1 rRNA gene is annotated in these 1114 nt (G+C 52.7%); it reads right to left on the bottom strand.

What is annotated here, in order from left to right:
- Positions 1–1114 (bottom strand): 23S ribosomal RNA (locus BUB27_RS18800); the annotation flags it as partial.

Consider the following 1114-nt stretch of genomic DNA (forward strand, 5'->3'; position numbering starts at 1 on the left):
CATGCGTCCCCTTCCCTTTGCACGTGCAGGAATATTAACCTGCTTTCCATCGCCTACGCCCTTCGGCCTCGGCTTAGGTCCCGACTAACCCTGGGACGAAAAACGTTGCCCAGGAAACCTCGGGTTTACGGCGGACGGGGATCTCACCCGTCTTATCGTTACTCATGTCTGCATACTCTCTTGTAACCGCTCCAGGTTCAGTCGCCATTCCCCTTCACCGCTGTTACAATGCTCCTCTACCGCGCCAGATAAATCTGACACCCAGAGCTTCGGTACTATACTTATCGCCAATCATTTTCGGCGCAGGATCTCTCGATGAGTAAGCTATTACGCACTTTTTAAATGGTGGCTGCTTCTAAGCCAACATCCTCACTGTCTAAGAAATCCCACCTCCTTTCCACTTAGTATAGTTTAGGCACCTTAGCTGCTGGTCTGGGCTGTTTCCCTTTCGACTACGAAGCTTATCCCCCGCAGTCTCACTGCCGCGCTCCATTGAATGGTATTCGGAGTTTGATAGGGGTTGGTAGGCGGGTGTGCCCCCTAGCCCTTTCAGTGCTCTACCCCCACTCATCAGCACGCGACGCTGCACCTAAATGCATTTCGAGGAGAACCAGCTATCACGGGGTTTGATTAGCCTTTCACTCCGACCCACAGCTCATCCGAGAATTTTTCAACATTCACCGGTTCGGTCCTCCACTGAGTATTACCTCAGCTTCAACCTGGCCATGGGTAGGTCACCTCCGTTTCGGGTCTAGCACCTGCAACTCATTGACGCCCTGTTCGGACTTGGTTTCCCTGCGCATACATCCCGGAAGGACTTATGCTTGCCACAGATACTAACTCGCAGACTCATTAAGCAAAAGGCACGCAGTCACCCCGAAGGGCTCCTACACCTTGTAGGCACATGGTTTCAGGTTCTATTTCACTCCCCTCACAGGGGTACTTTTCACCTTTCCCTCACGGTACTGGTTCACTATCGGTCGCTAACTAGTATTTAGCCTTGGAGGGTGGTCCCCCCATCTTCACACACCGTTTCACGTGTGGTGTGCTACTTTCACCTGGCCTGCGCGGATTTCGGATACGGGGATGTCACCCTCTGTGTCCAAGCTTTCCA

It is taken from the genome of Rubritalea squalenifaciens DSM 18772 (assembly GCF_900141815.1).
Lineage (GTDB): Bacteria > Verrucomicrobiota > Verrucomicrobiia > Verrucomicrobiales > Akkermansiaceae > Rubritalea > Rubritalea squalenifaciens.